We start from the raw sequence: 18,794 nt of genomic DNA on the forward strand, positions 1-18,794 counted from the left end.
TGATTCCACGAACATCCGCTCATGCCGCTGATCGAGTTACCGCATGCGCGCGGAACGATCGGGCACCTTTCCGTGGCGGGACAACGGCGTTGTCATGGTGACCGCGCACCGCGACAGCGTGCCGGGATCGCCTGGCGGCAACGACGATCCCACGTGGGAGGCGGGCTTGGGGTTGGGCCCCGCCTCCCACGCCGGTGGTCAGCTCGCGCTCAGCGGAACCGACCACCGTTGCTGCGGGGTGCCGACGCAGTCCCACAGCTGGATCTTGGTGCCGTTGGCCGTGTTGCCCGCCTCCACGTCCATGCACCGGTTGGACTCGATGTTGACCAATGTGCCGTCCGGGCGGATCGACCACTGCTGGCTCAGGCCGCCGTGGCAGTTGACGACGCCGACCCCGGTGCCGTTGCCGAGGGCACCGACGTCGGTGCACACGCCGATGGCGCGGACGGTGCCGTCGTCCAGACCCACGTAGGTCTCACCGACCGGGCCGTAACACTCCCAGAGCCAGACGGTGACGTTGGCCGGATCCTCGCCCGCGACGTCGGCGCACTTGCCCCCGATCCCCACCAGGAATCCGCTCCACAGGGTCGTCGCGCCGAACCTCCACAGCTGCAACGGAGCGCGCGTGCAGTCCTGCACGGTGTACGCGGCGCCGTTGGTGGCGGAGGCGGCGGTGAGACAGCGGTTTGTCGCCTCGTTCAGCACGGTGCCGTCGGCCTGAGCGGTCCAGTTCTGGTTGCGGGTGCCGTTGCAGTCCTGCAGGGTCACGCTGCCGTTCGTGGCGTCCAGGCACCGGCCCGACGACGCGATCCGGCCGTCGCCCACGATGCTCCACCACTGCGCGGCCCCGCCGTGGCAGCCCCACGGCTGGACCTTCTTGTTGTTCGCGTCGTTGTTGTGGACGTCCAGGCACTTGCCGGAAGGGTTGGAGAACGCGCCCCATTGGCCGTGCTGGTCGGGAATCCGCCACACCTGGGTCGCGGCACCGGTGCAGTCCTGGATCGTCAGCAGCGCGCCGAGGTCCGTGCTCGCGGGCGCGAGGCACCTGCCGGAGCGGACGCTGATGATCGCGCCGTCCGGGCGGACGACCCACTGCTGCGGGTTCTCCGTGGTGCAACTCTGCAACGTCACCAGGGTGCCCGCCGCCGTGCCGCCGTTCTCCAGGCCCAGGCACTGACCCAGGTTGTCGATACGGCCGTCGCCGAGGAACGTCCAGCGCTGGTTCGGCAAGTTGTTGCAGTCCCACATATGCATCCGCACGGCGGCCGGGTCGTAGCTCGGAAGGTCCAGGCATCGGTTGTTGACGCCGACCATCGCACCGTTGCGCACGGCGGTGTTGCGTTTGACCCTGACGTTGCGGAACTTCACCGGCGCGGAGGTGCCGCTGTTCTGAAGTCCGATGTAGCCGTCGTTGTGCACGCGGTTCGGGTCGGTGACGACGTAACGGTTGACCTGCTGGCCGTTGAGCACCACGGTTACCATGTTGAACGCAACGGTGATCTCGTAGGTGTTCCACTGCCCGACCGGCTTGGCGGCATCGATGTCCTGCTTCTTGCCTGGTTCGACCGCGCCCGTCGACAACGGCGAGATCGGCACCTTCACGCCCCGGTCCGCCGGCGCGGTCGCCACCGAGCCCGGATCGTCGAACAGCACGAACACACCGGAGTCCGACGACGCACCGGTGGCCAGCCAGTCCAGCTTCACCGTGTAGTCCATGCCCATCGTGCGGGCGGCGTACCACGTGACATCACGGGTCGAGGTCGTGGTGATCTCACACCCGCTCGCCTGCACCGGGGTGGTGCCGGCCGTCCGCCACGCCGACAGGTTCGACTCGAGCCTGCCGTCGAACGCGCTGGTGAAGCCCTGCTCGTTGACCGGTGCGGCGCAGTCGCCGTTGCCGACCTGCGCACCACCGACGAAGTAGCCCTGGGCGTCGAGCGCCAAGAACGAGTTGCCCCGCTCGTTGCGCACGGCCACCTTGCCGCTCGCGCCCAGTGGCGTGAACGTGGTGGTGGACAGGCGTTGGCGCTGCGTGGTCGTGATCGCGGTGGCCGGCGAGCTGCCGATCTCCGCCGGTGCCAGCGACAGTTCGGTGCCGCGAAGGTCGTCCTGCACCGACGGCATGAGCACGGCCGAGGTGGCGTTCACCGGGACACCCGCGGCTCCGGTCACCTGGAACGTCGTGGTCTCGCCCTGGCCCAGCGGGGTGGTCCGGCCGCCGGTTCCCGTTGTGGTGTCGGCGATCCGGGTCGCCTCGGTCAGCGGCACGTACCGCGCTCCCCCACCGCCGGCGACGAACCAGCCGAGGACGTCGACCATCGCGTGCACCTGGCCGCTGCCGTTGCGCAGCCGGAAGTTGCCGTCCGCGCCGATCGTGACGATCGAGGTGTTCGAGCGGCGTTCGTTGCGGCCGACGTTCAGCGACGTGCCCGCGCTGTCCTGGGCGTAGAGCCCGAACCCTGTGCCGGTCGTCGACTCGGTGCCGGTCAGGTTGACCACGACCGCGGTGGCGTTGTCCGGGATGCCGTTGGCACCGCGGGCCTTGATGAGCTGGACCTCGCCGGAAGCGAGCGGGGTGTTGCGCGGGCTGCCGTTGTAGCCGCGGGTGTCGAGCACGCGGACCGGCTGCGGGCTCGCCACGTACGTCGAGGCCGCCGTGGGGCTGAAGTAGCCGAGCATGTCGAGCTGGACGTCCACCGGTCCCGCTCCGGCACGCAACCGGATGGCGCGGTCGGGGCCGATCTTCGCCACGACCAGGGTGGACACGTAGTCGTCATCGGGCCGCACGCGGACCGTCGTCGCCTTCGACGTGGAGGACGCCGGGTCCGTGGGGAAGACGTCGACGCCGCTCTCGATCTCGGACAACCCGTCGGTCTTCGCCGCGAGGTTGAACACCACGGCGGTGGCGTCGCTGGTGATGTTCGGCACCGGGAGCGTGAAGACCTCGTTGGCCGCGTACGTCCTGCCCTGGATCTGCACCGGCGTCGGCAACGGGTTGTAGGCGGAGCCGGTGATGACCGGGGCGTTGTTCGGCGACCCCATCGCCAGCACACCGCTGCCCCAGGTGTTGTCGTTCTTGTGCGGGCTGGTCCGCGCCTGCAGCTCGGTCTGGATCTGCGAGGCGTCGAGCGCCGGGAAGGCGCCCTTGAACAACGCCGCCGCACCGGCCACGTGGGCCGCCGCCGCGGACGTGCCGCCGAAGTTCTCCTGGCCGTACGTCGTGGTGGTGACCTTGTCGAACCCGGTGATGTCCGGCTTCGTCCTGCCGTCGATCGTCGGGCCGCGGCCCGAGTAGGACGGCACGACGCCGCTGCCGGGATTGGTGCCGCCGACCGCGATCACGTACGGCGAGGTCGCGGGCTCGGTGACGCTGCCGGCGGGGGTGTTGAACTGCAAGGGGTTCTCGTCGGGGACGGCGGCGAAGAGGTCGAAGCGGGTGGTGAACTTCGCCGTGTTGTTCTTGACGTAGATCCAGTACGGCTGGGTGCTGCCCGTCGGGTTCTTGAAGGTCACCTCCTCGGTCGGCCGGGCACCGCCCACGACGTCGCGCTGGTTGTTCAGCGACGAGGCGATGATCTGCGGATCGGAAGGCCCGGTCGGCGCCTGGGAACCCTTCATGACGTAGAGGTCGAGGTCCTCCGCGGTCTTCGGCCACGCGTCCCAGCGCAGGCCGACCGTGGTGGTCCTGCCAGAGCCGAGGGTGAACCCGTTGTTCTGCCCGGTGCCGCTGAACTCGACGAACCCGTCACCGTTGGCGTCGGTGGCGTTGCCGCTGAAGTGGTTCAGGCCGAGGTTGCCCGCCGCGACCGACCACAGCACACCGGCCTGACGCGCCTGCCGCACGACGTCGGCGGGGCTGCCGGGCTCACCGGTGCCGTCGCCGCGGCCGGAGGTCAGGAACCCGATCGCGGCGGTGATCACCTGAACGCCCTGCTGCCGCAACCAGTCCGTGGCAGGCCCGAAGTCCAGCGGGCCGTCGACGCACGCGAGGAACAGCTTCGCGCCGGGCGCCATGTCGTGCACGACCTCGGCGACCGCCGTGCCGTGCTCCTCGTTCTTCGTGGCGTCACGGCAACCGCTGTTGTTCACCTGCACGTCGGCCGGGACGTCACCCTCGCCCTTGGCCTCGTCCAGGCTCGAGAACCCGACGTCGATGACGCCGACCTTCACGTTCTGACCGGTCTTGCCCGCCGTGACCCACTGCCGGGCACCGGAGACGTCGAAGCCCTCGGACAACGCCATGGGCACCGCGCGTTGCGGCCTGCGAACGTCCACAACGGACTTGTTCTTCACCAGATCGGCCACGCGGTTCTCGGGAACGGCGATCTGCGCGCGGTCGTCGTGCTGCACGGTCACCTCGCCGCCGAGCACGGCCGCCGCCTCCTTGAGCCGGCTTCCCCGCACCTCCAGCAGAACGCGGCCGCGCTTGTCCTTCGCGACCTTCTCCCCCTGGTGCACGGGCAGCACAGGTCTGGGCGCCGCGTTCACCGGCGCGACAGCACCGGACACCGCAAGCGCGACCCCAACGGTCACAACGACCGCACGTCGCAGTGTTCTCATCATCGGGTCCATTTCCTAGATCGGATCGAACACGGGTTCGCACCCCTCGAGGTGCTCGTCGAACAGGTCGTGGCGGAACCGCCCCGACATCAGGTCGCGCAGGAAGGCGACCGCACCACCGGAGTACTCACCCCAGTGCTCGAACCCGTCGTCGCAGAAGACGATCGGCCAGCGATCGGGGTCGGGATGCGCGGTGAGCCAGCACAGCGTGTGGCCCTCCGTCGTCCCGGCCCACGGCAGCAACCCGCCGGGCGCGGGATGCACCGGATACGGCAGGTCGTCCTGCTCCTCCAGCAACTCCAGGGCGTCCCGCAGCTCCGCGAGGAACGCTTCCGGCGGTGCGTAGATCTCCACGAAGGAGCAGAACGAGCCGGTGGGAAACCGCTCCGAAAGCTCCTTCACGTCCGCCGGGAGCCTCAGCCCCAGTGCGGATTCCACCACGTCCCAGGCAGATCCGGCCTCGGCACGACCGGTCCACCCCGTCAGTTCCGCGAGCTCGTCAACAGGCCGGGCGGGTGCCATTGAGCTTTCCTCCTGGATAGCCGTTCGACGGATACGGGTTCTCGATCGTCACGTCGCACCGGAAGTTCCTGCTGCCGCGGGCGTGGATGGTGATCGATATGGGCACCGCGTCGTTCGGTTTGGCGTAGTTCGCGACCACCCGGTAGTACACGCGGTTGCCGTCCTGGATCGCCTTCGCGACCTCGTTCTCGACGCCGAGCATGTCCACCTCGTTCACCTCCTTGTCGAGCGGCACCATGTTGATCCGCTTGTTGCTGCCGCCGAACTGGTGCCCGATCAGGTGACTGCGGTCGTGCTGTCCTGAGATGTAGCCGACCGGGGTCTGCTGCTTCTTCCGCTTGACACCGTTGAGAGAACCGATGCACGCGGTTCCGCCGGTAGCCCTCATCGCTGGCCAGCCACGCCGCTTGCCGGGGTACGCGCCGGGCCCCTGGAAGTCGATCTGCTGGGCTGCGTCGTTCTCGACGGTGTCCTGTGTGGACCCGAAGCAGTCCTGCTCGTCCTCGGTCAGGTCTTCGGCGACCACGCCCTTCGCGTCGCCGGGATCGGGCAGCAGGTCCGAGAAGTCCTGGATCGTCGAGATGATCTCGTGGGCGATCCCCACGAGTACCCCGGTGACCTGGGTGGCGTCCTGGAGGAACTTCCCAGTCAGGTCGATGATCCTGGTCAGCGGACCAGTCGGGTCGAAGGTCGTGGGTACCGGCACCAGACCTACGCCGACCGGTGGGCGCGGCAGCGGGTGGTCGATGATGACGACCCACGGCGGTGGCGGCGGGGGCTTCGGCTTGGCGCGTGGCGGAACGACCTTGTGGCCCTTGCTGCGGTTGCCGGGACCACTCGGACCGCTGGGACCGGTCTTCGGCGTCGGGGTGCTGGACTGGCAGCCGTGCACGAAGTACCGGCAGTCACCGACCCGGATGGGCTCCTCGTTGCCGCCCTTCCAGTAGTGCGGGACCATCCACTCCTTGCCGGGACAGACGCGGTGCCGCGAGTCGTAGATGGTGGAGCTGCACTCCCCGGCGACCGACGGGGCGTTGCAGATCATCTGGTCGAGGAAGGTGGAGATGACACCACCGGCCTTGACGGCCCTCTTCGCCCACTTCCCGACGGCCTTCCCCGTGCGCTTCATGCCGAGGTCGCAGACGTCGTTGATCCAGTCGTGCCCGTCGGGGTCGCTGTTGGCCACGGGATCGCCCGCGCCGTAGGCGTACCGGTTCGCGGCGCCGGACGGCGACGGGTCCGCGGTCAGGTCGTCACGGCTGGCGAACCCGCCCGTCCCCGGCTGGTACCAGCGCGCGGACATGTTGACCGCGCCCGACTCCGAGTCGGTCCAGTCCCCTTGGTAGCCAACGGAAGCCGTGTCACCCGACGACGCCGTCACCGTGCCGAACGGGTCGAAAGTGCGCGTCCCGTCGACGGTGTTGCTCAGGTACCGGCCCGTCACGTCACCGTGCTGGTCGGCGTAGAGCATCCGCGCGACGCCGGAACCCTTGTCCGAGAACACACTTCCGTCCGGTAGCCGGCTGATGGAACGGCTGCCGTCGGTCACCGCCTCGTTCGACGTGCCCGCGTACTGGAACTTCGTGCCGTTGCGGTCGCTGACCCGGTCGAGGCTGTCGTAGGTGTAGGAAACCCCGCCCACAGCGGTCATCCGGTCGAACGCGTCGTGCTGCGTCGTCGTCGTGGTGCCGCCACGGGTCGTCGTCTGCAGCGTGCCGCGGGCCGAGTAGCCGTAGGTCGCGCCGTCACCGGACTTCAGGCGGTTGCGCTCGTCGTAGACGAACGTCTTGTCCCCCGCCGAAGTGCGGTTGCCGGCGTCGTCCCAGCCGTAGGCGGTCGTGGCGGTTCCGTTGCTCCACGACGTGAGCCGGCCGGCACCGTCGTAGGAGTAGGTGTTGCCGTTCTTGGACGTGATCTTGTTGTCGAGGTCGTAGCCGTAGTCGGTGCCGATCAGCGTGCGTGGCGGCACACCGACGTCGATCGACTGCACGACCCGGTCCTTCGCCGTGCGGCCCAGCTCGTCGTAGGTGATGACGCGGGACGTCTTGGCCGCCACCACGCGGTCGGCGACGGAGGACAGCCTGCCGCCGAGGTCGTAGCCGTAGTCGGCGGTCCGGCCGGTCAGCGGGTCCTGCACCATGGCGAGCCGGCCGGCGGCGTCGTAGGCGAACGTCGCGGTGCCGGTGACGTCGACGCGGCCGATCATCATGCCGTCGGCGTCGTAGGAGAACGCCGCCTCGCCGCCCGCGCCGTGGGTCTCCAGCAGGTTGCCGCGGTCGTCGTAGCGGTAGGTGCTGTCACCGTTCGGGCCGCCGGCCTTGTTCAGCCGTCCTGCCGCGTCGTAGCCGAAGGTGCGGTCGTAGGTGGCCGCCGTCGCGCCCGCACCGGTCTGGAGGGTCAGCCTTCCCTGCGCGTCGAAGGTGTTCGCGGTCGTGACGCCGCCGGGTTTGCTGGTCGCGACCGCCTGACCGGCCGCGTCGTAGGAGGTGGTGAACGTCGTGTCGAGCGGGTCGATCACCGACTCCGGCAGTCCCCACGGCGTGTAGGTGAACGTCGTGACGTGGCCGTTGCCGTCGACGAACCGGCTGCGGTTGCCGAGCTTGTCGTAGCCGGTCGAGGTGGTGATCGAGTGGTTCGCGTCGACCTTCTCGATCTGCTGCACCACCCGGCTCAGCTCGTCGTAGCCGTAGGTCACGACCCGGCCCTGCGCACTGGTCGTCTGCACGACGTTGCCCGCCGGGTCGAACACCGTGCTCGACGCGCGCTTCTCCTGCCCGCCGACCACCGTCGCCGCGCGCACGGGACGTCCGGCGAGGTCGTAGGTCGTGGCCGCGGTGATGCCCGACGGGTCGGTCACCGAAGCCTGGCGTCCCGCGATGTCGTACCCGTACTTGGTCTCGCGGTTGGTTGCGTCCTTTGTGGACAGTACCTCGCCCGCCGCGTTGAACGTCGACGACGTGACGTGGTCGAGCGGGCTGGTGACGGTGAGCGGGTTGCTCGCGTCGTCGTACCCGGTCGTCGTGGTGAAGAACGCGGTCCTGCCCGATGAACGGTCGATCTGCGTGCTGGTCACCTGGCGGCCGAGGTCGTCGTAGGTGTACCTGGTCTCCGGACCACCTGGGCGCGTCTGCGCGACGAGCTCGCCGGCCTTGTCGTAGTGCATCGTGACGACGCTCGGGCTGTCGCCGACCTGCGGCAGCGTCACGGTCAGCACGCGTCCGTACGGGTCGTACGTTCGTTGCAGGACGCGCTGCAACGGGTCGGTCGACTTCACCGGGTTGCCCGCGCGGTCGTACTCGGTGCGGGTCGCGGCGCCCTTGATCGTCGTGCCACCGGGCGGCGTGTAGTCGGGCAGCACGCCCGCCGTGGCACGCCCGAGGACGTCGTGTTCGGTGGTGGTGACGTTGCCCGTCGCGTCACGGGAGTGCGTGACCTCGCCGAACGCGTTGTAGCCCATGGTTTCCGTGCGCTTGAACCCTGCCGTGCGCACTCCGCCGACCCACGCGTCCGTGCCCGGCGAGGTGGAGCGGTACAGCGCGCCCGACGGGTCGTACTCGAAGGTGGACTTGAGTCCGCGACGGTCGTTGCTCTCGACCAGAAGCCCGCGTTCGTCGTAGGTGGCCGACGTCGACAGCACGGTGGTGGCATCGACGTAGGTGTCCACCCGCGTCTGGCGGTTCGAGAGGTCGTAGGTGTAGGCGGTCTTCTCGACGCGGTTCGGGTCGGCGGCACCACGGCGTTCGACCGTCAGCGCGTTGCCGTCGGCGTCGTAGCTCGCCGACACCGACCGCTTCAGCCCGGACGGGTCGAACGTGGTCGTGACGACGTTGCCCGCCGGGTCGTAGGCGGAGGTCGTCTTCGCGCCACCCGCCGCGATCTGCTCGGTCAGGTTGCCGGCCGGGTCGTACGAACGCTGGTCCACCACCACGTTCGCGACCTGGGTCGTCGCCGGCAGATCGTCGTCGTAGTAGCCGTACTTCGTCAGCCTGCCCATGGCGTCGGTGACGAACGCGAGCCGCCCGGCCGGGTCGTAGGACCGCGACTCCAGCGTCATCGAGGTGGCGGCCGGGTTCTCCGGGTTCACCCCCGCACCGCTCGCGACGCGGTTGAGCGGCTTGCTGAACTCGTTGAACCGCGTGGTCCACGTGGTGCCGCGGACGTCGGTGACCGACTCGGTGAGCCCGTTGTCGGTGTAGGAACGGGTTTCCACGCCCTGGTCCGCGTACTCGGTGCGCACCAGCCGGTCGCCGGCGTCGTAGCCGAACTTCGTGGTGCGGGCGGTCTCACCGGGTGTGGTGTCCGCGAGAGTCGTCTCGGTCGTGTTGCCGTTGGCGTCGTACTGGTGGGTGGCGACCAACGTGTGGCTCGCGCCGGTGACCGCGTTGACGACCTTCGGTGAGGTGACCTTCGAGACCAGGCCGCGAGGCGTGTACTCGTAGGTCGTCGTGCCCAGCGTCGCACCGCCGGAGTTGACCTGGCTGATGGTCTTCTGCCTGCCCAGCAGGTCGTAGGTGTAGCGCAGCGTCAGGCCGGCCGGGTCGGTGAGCTCGACGAGGTCGCCCTTGGCGGTGTAGCGCCGCGAGGTGACCTGGTTGCGCTTGCCGGTGTTGCGGATCAGCAGGCCCGCGGGCACCTTTCCGCCGCCCACGGCGTCTTCCGCGCCGGTCGAGTAGACCGTGCTCTCGGTCGGCGCCGCCGTGAGCCCGTCCGGCGTCGGGTACGTCACGCCGGCCGGTCGGCCGAGCGCGTCGTAGCTGTAGGTGGTGCGGAAGCGCGTGTCGGCCGGCCCGGACGAGCGAGCGTCCGAAGTGGACTCGAGCCGGTCGGCACGCGGGTCGAGCGGGCCGGCGGGCTTGAGGTAGGTGGCGTAGCTGGTGTTGCACGATCCGGCGGTGCGGCACCTCTTGGTGCTCAGGACGTTGCCGCGCTCGTCGGTCGTGAGCTCGGTGCGGTGGTTGTTCTCGTCGACGGTCGCGGACGGGAAGCCCGCGGTGTTGTACTCGATCTTCGCCGTGACGTTGTCGTGCGTGCGGTTGACGAGCCGGCCACCGTTGTCGGCGTCGAACGTGTACGTCCAGTCGCCGTAACCCGTCGGTCCGTGCAACACCGCTGTGCGAACGCCGTCCTGCCGTGCGGGCGTGTCCAGCCGCCAGGCGCGGCCCTCGTGGTCGGTGAGGGTGCGAACGCGGTCGTTGACGTCGTCGTAGGTGAGGGTGACGTACTTGCGGTTGTCCTGTGGCAGCAGGTGTTCGGTCAGCTCGTCGGCCGACTTCGCCGCCTGGAAGTGCTGGCTGACGGCGAGAGGGCCCAGCGTGTGCTGGTATACGGCGACCTCGTCGACGGCACCGCTGAAGTAGAAGTCCGCGTTGTTGCTGGCCGGCCAGTCCTTGCCGCTGCCGCCGCCGAGCGTCAGCCTGCCCTGCTTGCCGTGGTCGATGAACCCGGAGAGGGTGCCCGCCGCCGTGCCGTCGAGGTACAGCGTCTGGGTGTCGATCGCCGCCGACAGCACGACGTGGTGCCACTGACCGTCGTCGACCTTCGCGGTCGTGACGATCTGCCTCGGCCCGGAGGCGTTCTGGCGCGCGAACCCGCCGTAGAGCAGGCCGTCCGTGCCGACGTAGAGGATCGGCGTCGAGTTGCCCGCCGCCGTGGGGAAGCTCTGGTCCGCGTAGCTCAGCAACGTGCCCTGGGCGGTGGTCTTGAACCACAGCTCGGCTGCGAGCGACATCGTCTGGTTGGTGATGTTGTCCGGCAGCGTCACGTAGCTGACGGTGCCGTCGAACGTGCCGGACCTGTCGGTGCTTCCCGCCAGTGCGCCGTCGCCTCCGAACAGCACGCCGTGCTGCTGGCCCGCGTCCGAACCGGGCCGGCGGGCCGCCGCGTTCGCGAACGTGTCACCGCTGGTCTCGCCGAGCCGCCAGTAGCCGTACGGGCTGTCGTCGAGCACGGAGCTGCGGTAGTGCGATCCGGCGCGGTACTTCAGCGTCGTGCACGCCTGGCCGGGAGCGCAGGACTGCGTGAGCTTGTCGCCGTCGTAGGTGTAGGTCCAGGTCAGCGGCTGGCCGCCGGTCTCGGGTGCCGCGGCCGACACCGACGAGACGTGCTTGCCCTGCCAGGTCAGCGCGAGGCTGCGGCCGCTGGTGTCGTTGGCGATCGTGGTGACGTGGTCGTTGGTGTCGTAGGTCAGCGTCTCGCTGAGCCCGGCGGGGTCCGTGATCGTGACGAGCCTGCCGAGGATGTCGAACGTCCACCTGCTCCCGGTGGCGTCGCGCAGCACGTACTGCCCGGTGGCCGTGTTGAGGACCAGGTCGGAGTTCTGGCCGGACGGTGGCGCGAAGCTGCCGTCGGGGTTGCGCCCGAACCGCCCCTGCCGCCCGGTCGGATAGGTGATGACGACGTTCTCGCTGCCGTCCTGGTCCTTCGCGAGCCGCATGTCCACTCTGGACGACCAGCCGACGCCGAACGCGGTGTCGCGGCGGGAGTCCAGGCTGTTGTAGGTGCGGCCGATGGTGAGGTCCGGGCCGACGGTGTCGACGTCGGCGTCGGTCATGACGGCGGAGTAGTTGCCGATCTGCGGGTCGAGGCCGGGCCCGATCGTCGTGCTGGGGCTGCCCGCGAGGTGCGAGGTGATCTCCGGCTGCTGGATGCGCGGCGTGAACATCAACCGCGCGTTGTCCTTGGCGCTGACCCAGAACGGCGTGGCGTCGACGGTGTCGTAGACCTTGACACCCCAGAAGTACGTGCGGTTCCAGAACAGTCCGGACGGCGCCCACGACTGCCCGCCCCACGCGGATTCCTGGCAGCCCTCGCTGAGGTCGGCGTTGGTGCAGACGATGAACTTGTAGGTCAGGCCCTTCCCGGGGTACCTGTCGTCGTCCACGCCTTCCGCGTAGAGCGTCGGGGTGGTCGTCGGGACGATCGCGCCTCCGCCGGGTTGCTGCAGGTTCGACGTCGGCGGGGTGTTGCGGACGGTGATCTCGAAGCGGCCGTAGGGAACCCCGTAGGCGACGAAGAAGTCGTTGTTCTGCGGGTTGAACATGGTCAGGAAGACCGAGTAGTCACCGGGGTTGATCGGGTCGATCGGCACGTCGAACGTCGCCGTGGCGCCCGGTGCCACGTTCTGCGTCCAGCAGCAGGCGGTGCGGATCCTGGTGCTGCCCTGGTTGATGATGTAGCTGAACTTCCAGCCACCTCCGCTGGTCCACGTGGTGGAGCCGAAGTTCGTGACCTTGACCTTCATGTTCCCGGCGCGGCTGGCCGACGGGAGCGTCACGTCGGTCAGCTCGAACGAGACGCCCTCGGGGACGTAGCTGATCTCCAGGTACGGCTTGGCCGCCGAGCCGGCCGACCCGAACCGCATGCCGTTGCGGTCGGTCTCGTCCGAGGCGCGCAACGCGAGGCCGTGCTGGAGGGCCTGACCGTGCGTCCAGCGGGTCATCGTGTCGTAGTCGAGCGGCAACGTCTCCCACGCCCCGGCGGGGCACGACGGGGCGCCGTGAGCGAAGGCCTTGCTGGACAACGACTTCCCGACCGCCGCGCCGGGCCACCGCGTGGTCGTGGCGTCCCACGGCTGCGTGACCTCGTACACGGAGACGGACCTGGGCGCGCAGGTGGTGGTGTACGCGGCCTCTACCACCAGCGCGGCGCTGAGCACGAACTGGTTGCGCACGGCGTTGAGAGCGTTGGTGCCGAAGTGCAGGTACGAACGGGAGAGCTGGCCGTCGACGTAACCGGTGCGCAGTTCGCGCGCATTGTCGACGCTGCTGCTCGGCGTGACGTAGACGCTGTCGTCGGCGTTGTGCTGGGTGACGGTCGGGTCGATCACGACGGGGAACGAGCGGGCGGGATCGCCCAGCCACTGCGGGTCGAGCACGATCTTCAGCGCCCAGGTGCCGTCGGCGTTCTTGGCGAGCTCGTAGTTCGTGTCGACGCGCTGCTGCTTGGCGTCCAGCGCGAACCCGCGCGGGATGACGGCGATCACCTTGTCGCCGTTGACGAGCTCGACGGCGCCGCCCGCCAGGCGCGGGGTGAGGTCACGCGCCTGCACGGTGAAGCCGAAGGTGGACCTGGCCTGGGCCGAGGCGAGGACCAGGTCCTCCTTGGCCCCGCCGTCGGTCGCGGTGAGCTTGAGGTCGACGCCGGGGAACACGGCGGGATAGGTGATCGTGTGCTGGTCGGCGGTGCCGCGGGAGTCGGCGGCGTCGTCGAGGCGGTAGGAGATCGCGCCCTTCTCGAACGCGACGGTGGCGAGCTCGGCGTCACGGGCGGTGCGGCCGAAACTGGTGGCACGCGGGGAGTTCTTCGGCTGCCACCGGTTGTTCCGCTCGCCGAGCGCGAGGTCGATCGGCGCCCACGAACCGTCCGGCTGCCGGACGTTCGACTGTCCTGAGTGGACGCGCAACGTCCGTGAGCCGTCGCGGTTGTCGAACGTCTCGGTGTTCTCGGTGCGGTCCTGCGGCCGTTCCTTCGCCTTGTCGTCGATCGAAGGCTTGTCCGACTTCTGAGCCACGACGGGCTTCTCGTGTTGCTGCGCGGTGACGTCCGGCTGCGGCCCGGCGGGAGGTCTCTCCGCGGTGTCGGGCACCGCGCCGGGCGGCCGCGCCTGGTCGTGCGCCGGCGCCTGCAGCGCCGTCGCCGTGTCACCGGTCCTGCTCCGCGGATCGAGTCCGTCGGCCGACCCGCTGCTCTGCCGCGGCGCCGACGCGGTGGCGCCGAGCGGCAGCGGCGGCAGCACGGGCACCGCGGACGAGGCCAGGCCGAGCACCAGCAGCACCGCCAAGAAGGCAGCGCAAAGCCCACGCGTTCTCATCCCTTGTCCCCCAGACGGAAGGTCGCGTCACGCGACCCACCGCCCCAGACGGTGGGTCCGGGGAGATCTTGGGCTCAGGAGATTGGCGAAAGATTGGTTCGCAGGTCAGAGCAGCTTGGCCACGCGCTCCGCCTCGGTCTTGCGACCCTGGTTGACCAGCATGTCGTGTGCTTGCACGAGTGCGGCACGACCGGCTTCGACGTCGCCCGAGGCGATGAGCGCCTCACCGAGGTTCAGCGTCACGTCGGCGACCCGTGCGGTGTCACCCGCTTCGGCGAGGATCCGCAGGGCCGCCCGGCCGAGCTCCACCGCCCTGGCGTGGTCACCGGTCTTGTTGGCCACCAGTCCGAGCGTGTCGACCGCGCACCCCAGGCTCTGCATCGCGTTGAGCTCGGTGAACATCTCGATGGCCCGCTCGGTGTGCTCACGGGCGTCGTCGTAGCGCTCCGCCAACGCGCTGTGCCAGCCGACCGCCGCGTGCGCCTGCCCGATCCCCAGCTGGTTGGCGCTCTTGAGGTACAGCCGGAGCGCCTCGGTCGAGTGCTTGACCGCGGACTCGTAGTTGCCGCGTTGTTCATAGGCGGCGGCGATGCCGTAGTGGACGTGGCCCTCCAGGACGGGCTCGTCGGACGTCTCGGCGGCGGCCAGTGCGCGGTGGAGGTGGTGCATCGCCTCGTCGTGCCGGCCGAGGTGGGCGTAGGCGTCGGCGACCGAGCGGTGCGAGAGGGTGAGGGTGCGCAGGTCCATGTCCTCGGCGTACGGGAGGGCGGCCAGCCAGAGTTCCAGACGGTCCCCGTACTTGCTGGTGCGCGTGTGGTACGTCGTGGTGCAGAAGGCGAGCGGCCACACGCGGCTGCCCGCCACCGGGGCGATCGCCAGCAGGTTCGCCTCCTCGGCGCCGAACCACGCCATGATCGTCGCGGTGTCCGGGAGGTGCTCGACGACGGTGCCCGGTGCGGCTGCCGTCAGCTCGATGTCCCTGCGTTCCGGGAACAACGCGCGTTCGCCCGCATAAGCCGTGTGCACGTAGTGGTCGACGAGCCGGTCCAACGCCTGCTCCGCCGCGACAGGGTGCTCGGCGGCGTAGAGCTTCACCAGGTCGTGCATCCGGTAGCGACCGGGCAGGTGCTGCGTGACCAGATGGGTTTGTTCCAGCTCGTCGAGCATCTCCTGGGCGGGTGCGCCGAACAACGAGTCCGCGGCAGGCTTGGCGATGTCCGCCCCCGGCACCTGACCGAGCAGTGCGAACAGCTTCTGGGCGTTGGGCGACAACGCGCGCACCGACCACGACAGCACCGCACGCAGGTTCACGTCGGTGTCGCCGGTGTCGACCGCGTCCAGCCTGGCCTGCTCGTCGCGCAGCTCGTCGGCCAGCGCGCTCAGCGAGAGTTCGGACTGCACCAGCGCCCGTGCGGCCACCACTCCGAGCGCCAGAGGCAGACCGGCGCAGTAGTCGAGCACGGCGGCGACGGCGTCCGGTTCGGCGGCGACCCGGCGTTCACCGAGGTGCCCGACGAGCACGGCGCGCGCGTCCGCCCGGTCGAGCACGTCCAGCGTCAGCGGGTAGGCGCCGTGCCCGGACACCAGCGCTGCCAAGCGGTTGCGGCTCGTCACCACGACCCGGCTGGGGCCCGCACCGGGCAGCAGCGGCACGATCTGCCCGGCGTCACGGGCGTTGTCGAGCACGATCAGCATCCGGCGGCGCGCGAGCTCGCTGCGGAACAACGAGGCCTGTGCGTCGGCGTCCACCGGGATCGCGTCCGGCTCGAGGCCGAGCGCCTCGAGGAACGCCCGCAGCACCACCTCCGGCCGCACCGGCTCGGTGCGCGGGTCGAACCCGCGCAGGTTCGCGTAGAGCTGGCCGTCGGGGAACGCGTCGAGCCGCTGGTGGGCCCAGTGCAGCGCGAGCCACGTCTTGCCGACGCCACCGACCCCGCCGATCGCGGAGATGACCACCGTCGAGCGGCCGTCGAGGTGGGCGGCCAGCGCGTCCAGCTCGCGCAACCGTCCCGCGAACACCTGCGGCCGTGCGGGCAGCTGCCGCGGTACGGACGACACCGCCATGGGCAGCTCGGCCCGCAGAATCCGTTCGTGCAGCCTCGCGAGCTCCGGACCGGGGTCGGTGCCCAGCTCGTCGGCGAGACGCCGGCGGGTGCGGTCGAACTGGTCGAGCGCCTCGGCCTGCCGTCCGCTGTGGTAGAGCGCGAGCATCAGCTGCGCGGCGACCCGTTCGTCGTGCGGGTGCTGACGCGCGAGCTCGACCAGTTCGGGCAGCACGTCGGCGTGCGCACCCCGCCTCAGCTGGATGTCGATGTGGTCGAGCACCGCCGTGTACCGCGCGACGACCAGCGAGTCCCGCCGCCCGGCGAACCACGGCGTCTCCAGCCCCGCGAACGGCTCACCGCGCCACAGCTCCAGAGCCGCCCGGTACGCCTGCGCCGCCGCCACGTCGTCCGCCGCCTGCCTCGCCTGTGCCAGCAGCGCGGTGAAGCGGTGCGCGTCCAGGGCCTGCGGCTCGCAGTCCACCACGTACGCGCCGGCCCGCCCGACGATGTCCACGCCGCGCAGGATCGTCCGGAGTTTCGACACGTAACTGCGCACGCTCGTCAGCACGGTCCCCGGCGCGTGGTCACCCCAGACCCGGTCGACCAGCTGGTCCACCGTCACCGGCCGTCCGGGCTCCAGCACCAGCGCCGCCAGCACCGCACGTTGCCGCGCCGCTCCCAGATCCGCCACCACACCGTCGACGCGCGCCCTGATCTCGCCCAGGACCTCGAACTCAACCCCCACGAAGGCATCATGGCATGTTCGGCGAGTTCCATTGTGGACGGTCAAACCGAGACGAACAGGACGTAGAGGTCAGCCGACGTCGAGCACGGCGCGGGCTCTGCCTGACCGGCTGCAGAAGATCGTGACCACGCGGAATCGTGCTTCTCCGGCCGGCCGTGACCCACGTGATCGCCATGACGGTTCTGGCCGGACACCGGGCCGAGGAACCCCAGGAGCACCCGTGCGGGAACTGGTGCAGCGCCGCGATCAGGCGAAGAATTCGCGGATCACGCGTTCGATCGAGCGCGACGAGCCTTGCCCAACGGTGTAGGGATGGCGATGAGACGATTATCCAGATCGGCAGCGGCAGGATTCCTGACGATCGTGCTGTGTCTCGGCGTGTCAGCGGGCCCGGCTCTGGCCGATGACCAGCAACCGGCCGATCCCACGTCCACGGTGGCGCCCGCACTGCCGGAGACCTCCCCGGTTCCGGACACGCCGCCGGCGCCGACGCCGGTCGTCACCGAACCCGCCGCGCCAGCGCCCGTTGAGCCAGAGCCCGCCGCGCCCAGTTCCTCCGAACCCGCCACGACCACGCCGGCCCCGTCGTCCGAAATGGTCGTGCAGGAACTGGCGGATCTGCGACTCCGGGTCTGGTTCGAGAAGCCTTCCTACCGAGCCGACGAGGACATCCTCGTCCACGCCGCAGTCACGAACACGGGCACCACGACCGCGAACAAGGTCGTGCTGAGCTGGACCGGAAACCTCGACATCAGCTGGTGGCGTCCATTTCACCTCTACGGAGTGCCCATCGAGCCGGGGCACACCGTCGAAGGAACCACGTCCGACGGCAGACTGTCGAAGGACGAGGAGGCAGTGCGGCTGGTCGTGACCGTCCGCCAGTACGACGGCGAAGCCGATGCCCATCCCGAAGACAACACGGTGACCGTGTCGGTACCGGTCGTCATTCCGCGTGGCAGCTTCCGCGCCACCATCTACGGGGACCGCGACGGCGATCACGTGATGGATCCCGGCGAGGCGCTCTCCGGTGTCACCCTCCACTTCCAGGGCGGTTTCCCGCAGACCTATCGCACCACGACGACCGGCGAGGACGGCGTGGCCGAGTTCCGCAACCTGCCCGCCGGCCCCTACATCAACATCGTGATCTGGTTCCGCTCCGGCTGGTACGTGCCCACCTGGCACGGAGTGGTGGACGGCGTGGACGACCCCGACGTCGTCCTGCGGGCGATACCGGAGCTCACGGACAGGCTCACGGCGTCCGTGACGCTCACCCAGACCGAGTATCAGAGCGGCGACGTCCCCCGCGCGGTTCTCACGCTGCACAACACGGGCACCGTGCTGCTCACCGATCTGACCGCCGACTGCGGCGACGCGGACGTGGGAGAACTGACGCCCAACGGCACGGGTGTCGCATTGCGCCCTGGTGAAACCCGCGCCTTCACCATCACGAAGGCACCGATCAGCAGATGGGAATGGTGGTACGGCTACGTGCGCCTGTATTGCCTGGTCGGCGCGCCGATCTACTCCAACGGTGGCTGGCAGGGCGACGCTCTGGCCCGCGTTCTCGCTCCTGTCGCGCCCCGAGTGGCCGGCGCGCTCTCGGTCCAGAAGTACCAGCCACCCCTAGGACCGCCCTCCGGTGTCCGGTTGCCGGGCGTCAAGATCTACCTGCGCGACCAGTTCGACGGCACGATCGTCGCTCGTGACATCACGAACGCCAACGGCGAATTCACGTTCTACAACGTGCGGCCGGGCCTCTACCACGTCGGTGTGGTCGGTCCGTGGCAGGTCGGCTACGGCGCACCGCTCCTCGTGTCGGCCGGCGAAAACGGCTCCTCCCACCACGAAGTCTTCGTCGTGCCCGGCCCGTACCAGCCTGATCCGGATCCCCCCTCGCCTCCACCGGGCGGCGGCTCGGCTCCCCCACCGCCGGTCGCCGAGGAGCCGGAACTCGCGGCGACCGGGGCCAACGTGACATGGCTGGCCCTCGGTGGCCTGCTGAGCCTGATCACGGGCGCCGGCATGGTGCTGCGCACACGTCCGGCCCGCCGGTAGACGTGGAGCACCTGCTTCCGGGTCCACGGATCCGGAAGCAGCGACACGAGAACCTGGT

The 18,794-nt window shown here is 69.6% G+C and carries 5 protein-coding genes; 1 reads left to right on the forward strand and 4 read right to left on the reverse strand.

Annotated elements, in window-relative coordinates; all coding sequences use genetic code 11:
- Window positions 1–198: 198 nt before the first annotated feature.
- The 4 genes from ABZ345_RS37795 to ABZ345_RS37810 form a co-directional block, all read right to left on the reverse strand.
- Window positions 199–4,560 carry a ricin-type beta-trefoil lectin domain protein gene (locus ABZ345_RS37795; protein ID WP_359859579.1) on the reverse strand — a complete coding sequence of 1,454 codons (4,362 nt, stop codon included), beginning with the start codon at window positions 4,558–4,560 and terminating at the stop codon, window positions 199–201.
- A 15-nt stretch (window positions 4,561–4,575) separates the two neighbouring features.
- Window positions 4,576–5,082 (reverse strand): hypothetical protein, encoded by a 507-nt coding sequence (locus ABZ345_RS37800; RefSeq protein ID WP_359859581.1) that lies wholly within the window; start codon window positions 5,080–5,082, stop codon window positions 4,576–4,578.
- Window positions 5,060–13,855, reverse strand: coding sequence for a DNRLRE domain-containing protein (locus ABZ345_RS37805; protein ID WP_359859610.1), 8,796 nt, complete (start codon window positions 13,853–13,855; stop codon window positions 5,060–5,062). The genes ABZ345_RS37800 and ABZ345_RS37805 overlap by 23 nt, the downstream gene beginning before the upstream one ends.
- A gap of 141 nt (window positions 13,856–13,996) precedes the next feature.
- Window positions 13,997–16,681 carry a BTAD domain-containing putative transcriptional regulator gene (locus ABZ345_RS37810; protein WP_359859583.1) on the reverse strand — a complete coding sequence of 895 codons (2,685 nt, stop codon included), beginning with the start codon at window positions 16,679–16,681 and terminating at the stop codon, window positions 13,997–13,999.
- A 318-nt stretch (window positions 16,682–16,999) separates the two neighbouring features.
- Between ABZ345_RS37810 and ABZ345_RS37815 the strand changes: the two genes are divergently transcribed.
- Window positions 17,000–18,736: a hypothetical protein gene (locus tag ABZ345_RS37815; RefSeq protein ID WP_359859585.1), complete on the forward strand. Its 1,737-nt coding sequence runs from the start codon at window positions 17,000–17,002 to the stop codon at window positions 18,734–18,736.
- Window positions 18,737–18,794: the final 58 nt, after the last annotated feature.

Source organism: Lentzea sp. NPDC005914, from assembly GCF_040629405.1.
In the GTDB taxonomy this organism is placed as follows: Bacteria; Actinomycetota; Actinomycetes; order Mycobacteriales; family Pseudonocardiaceae; genus Lentzea.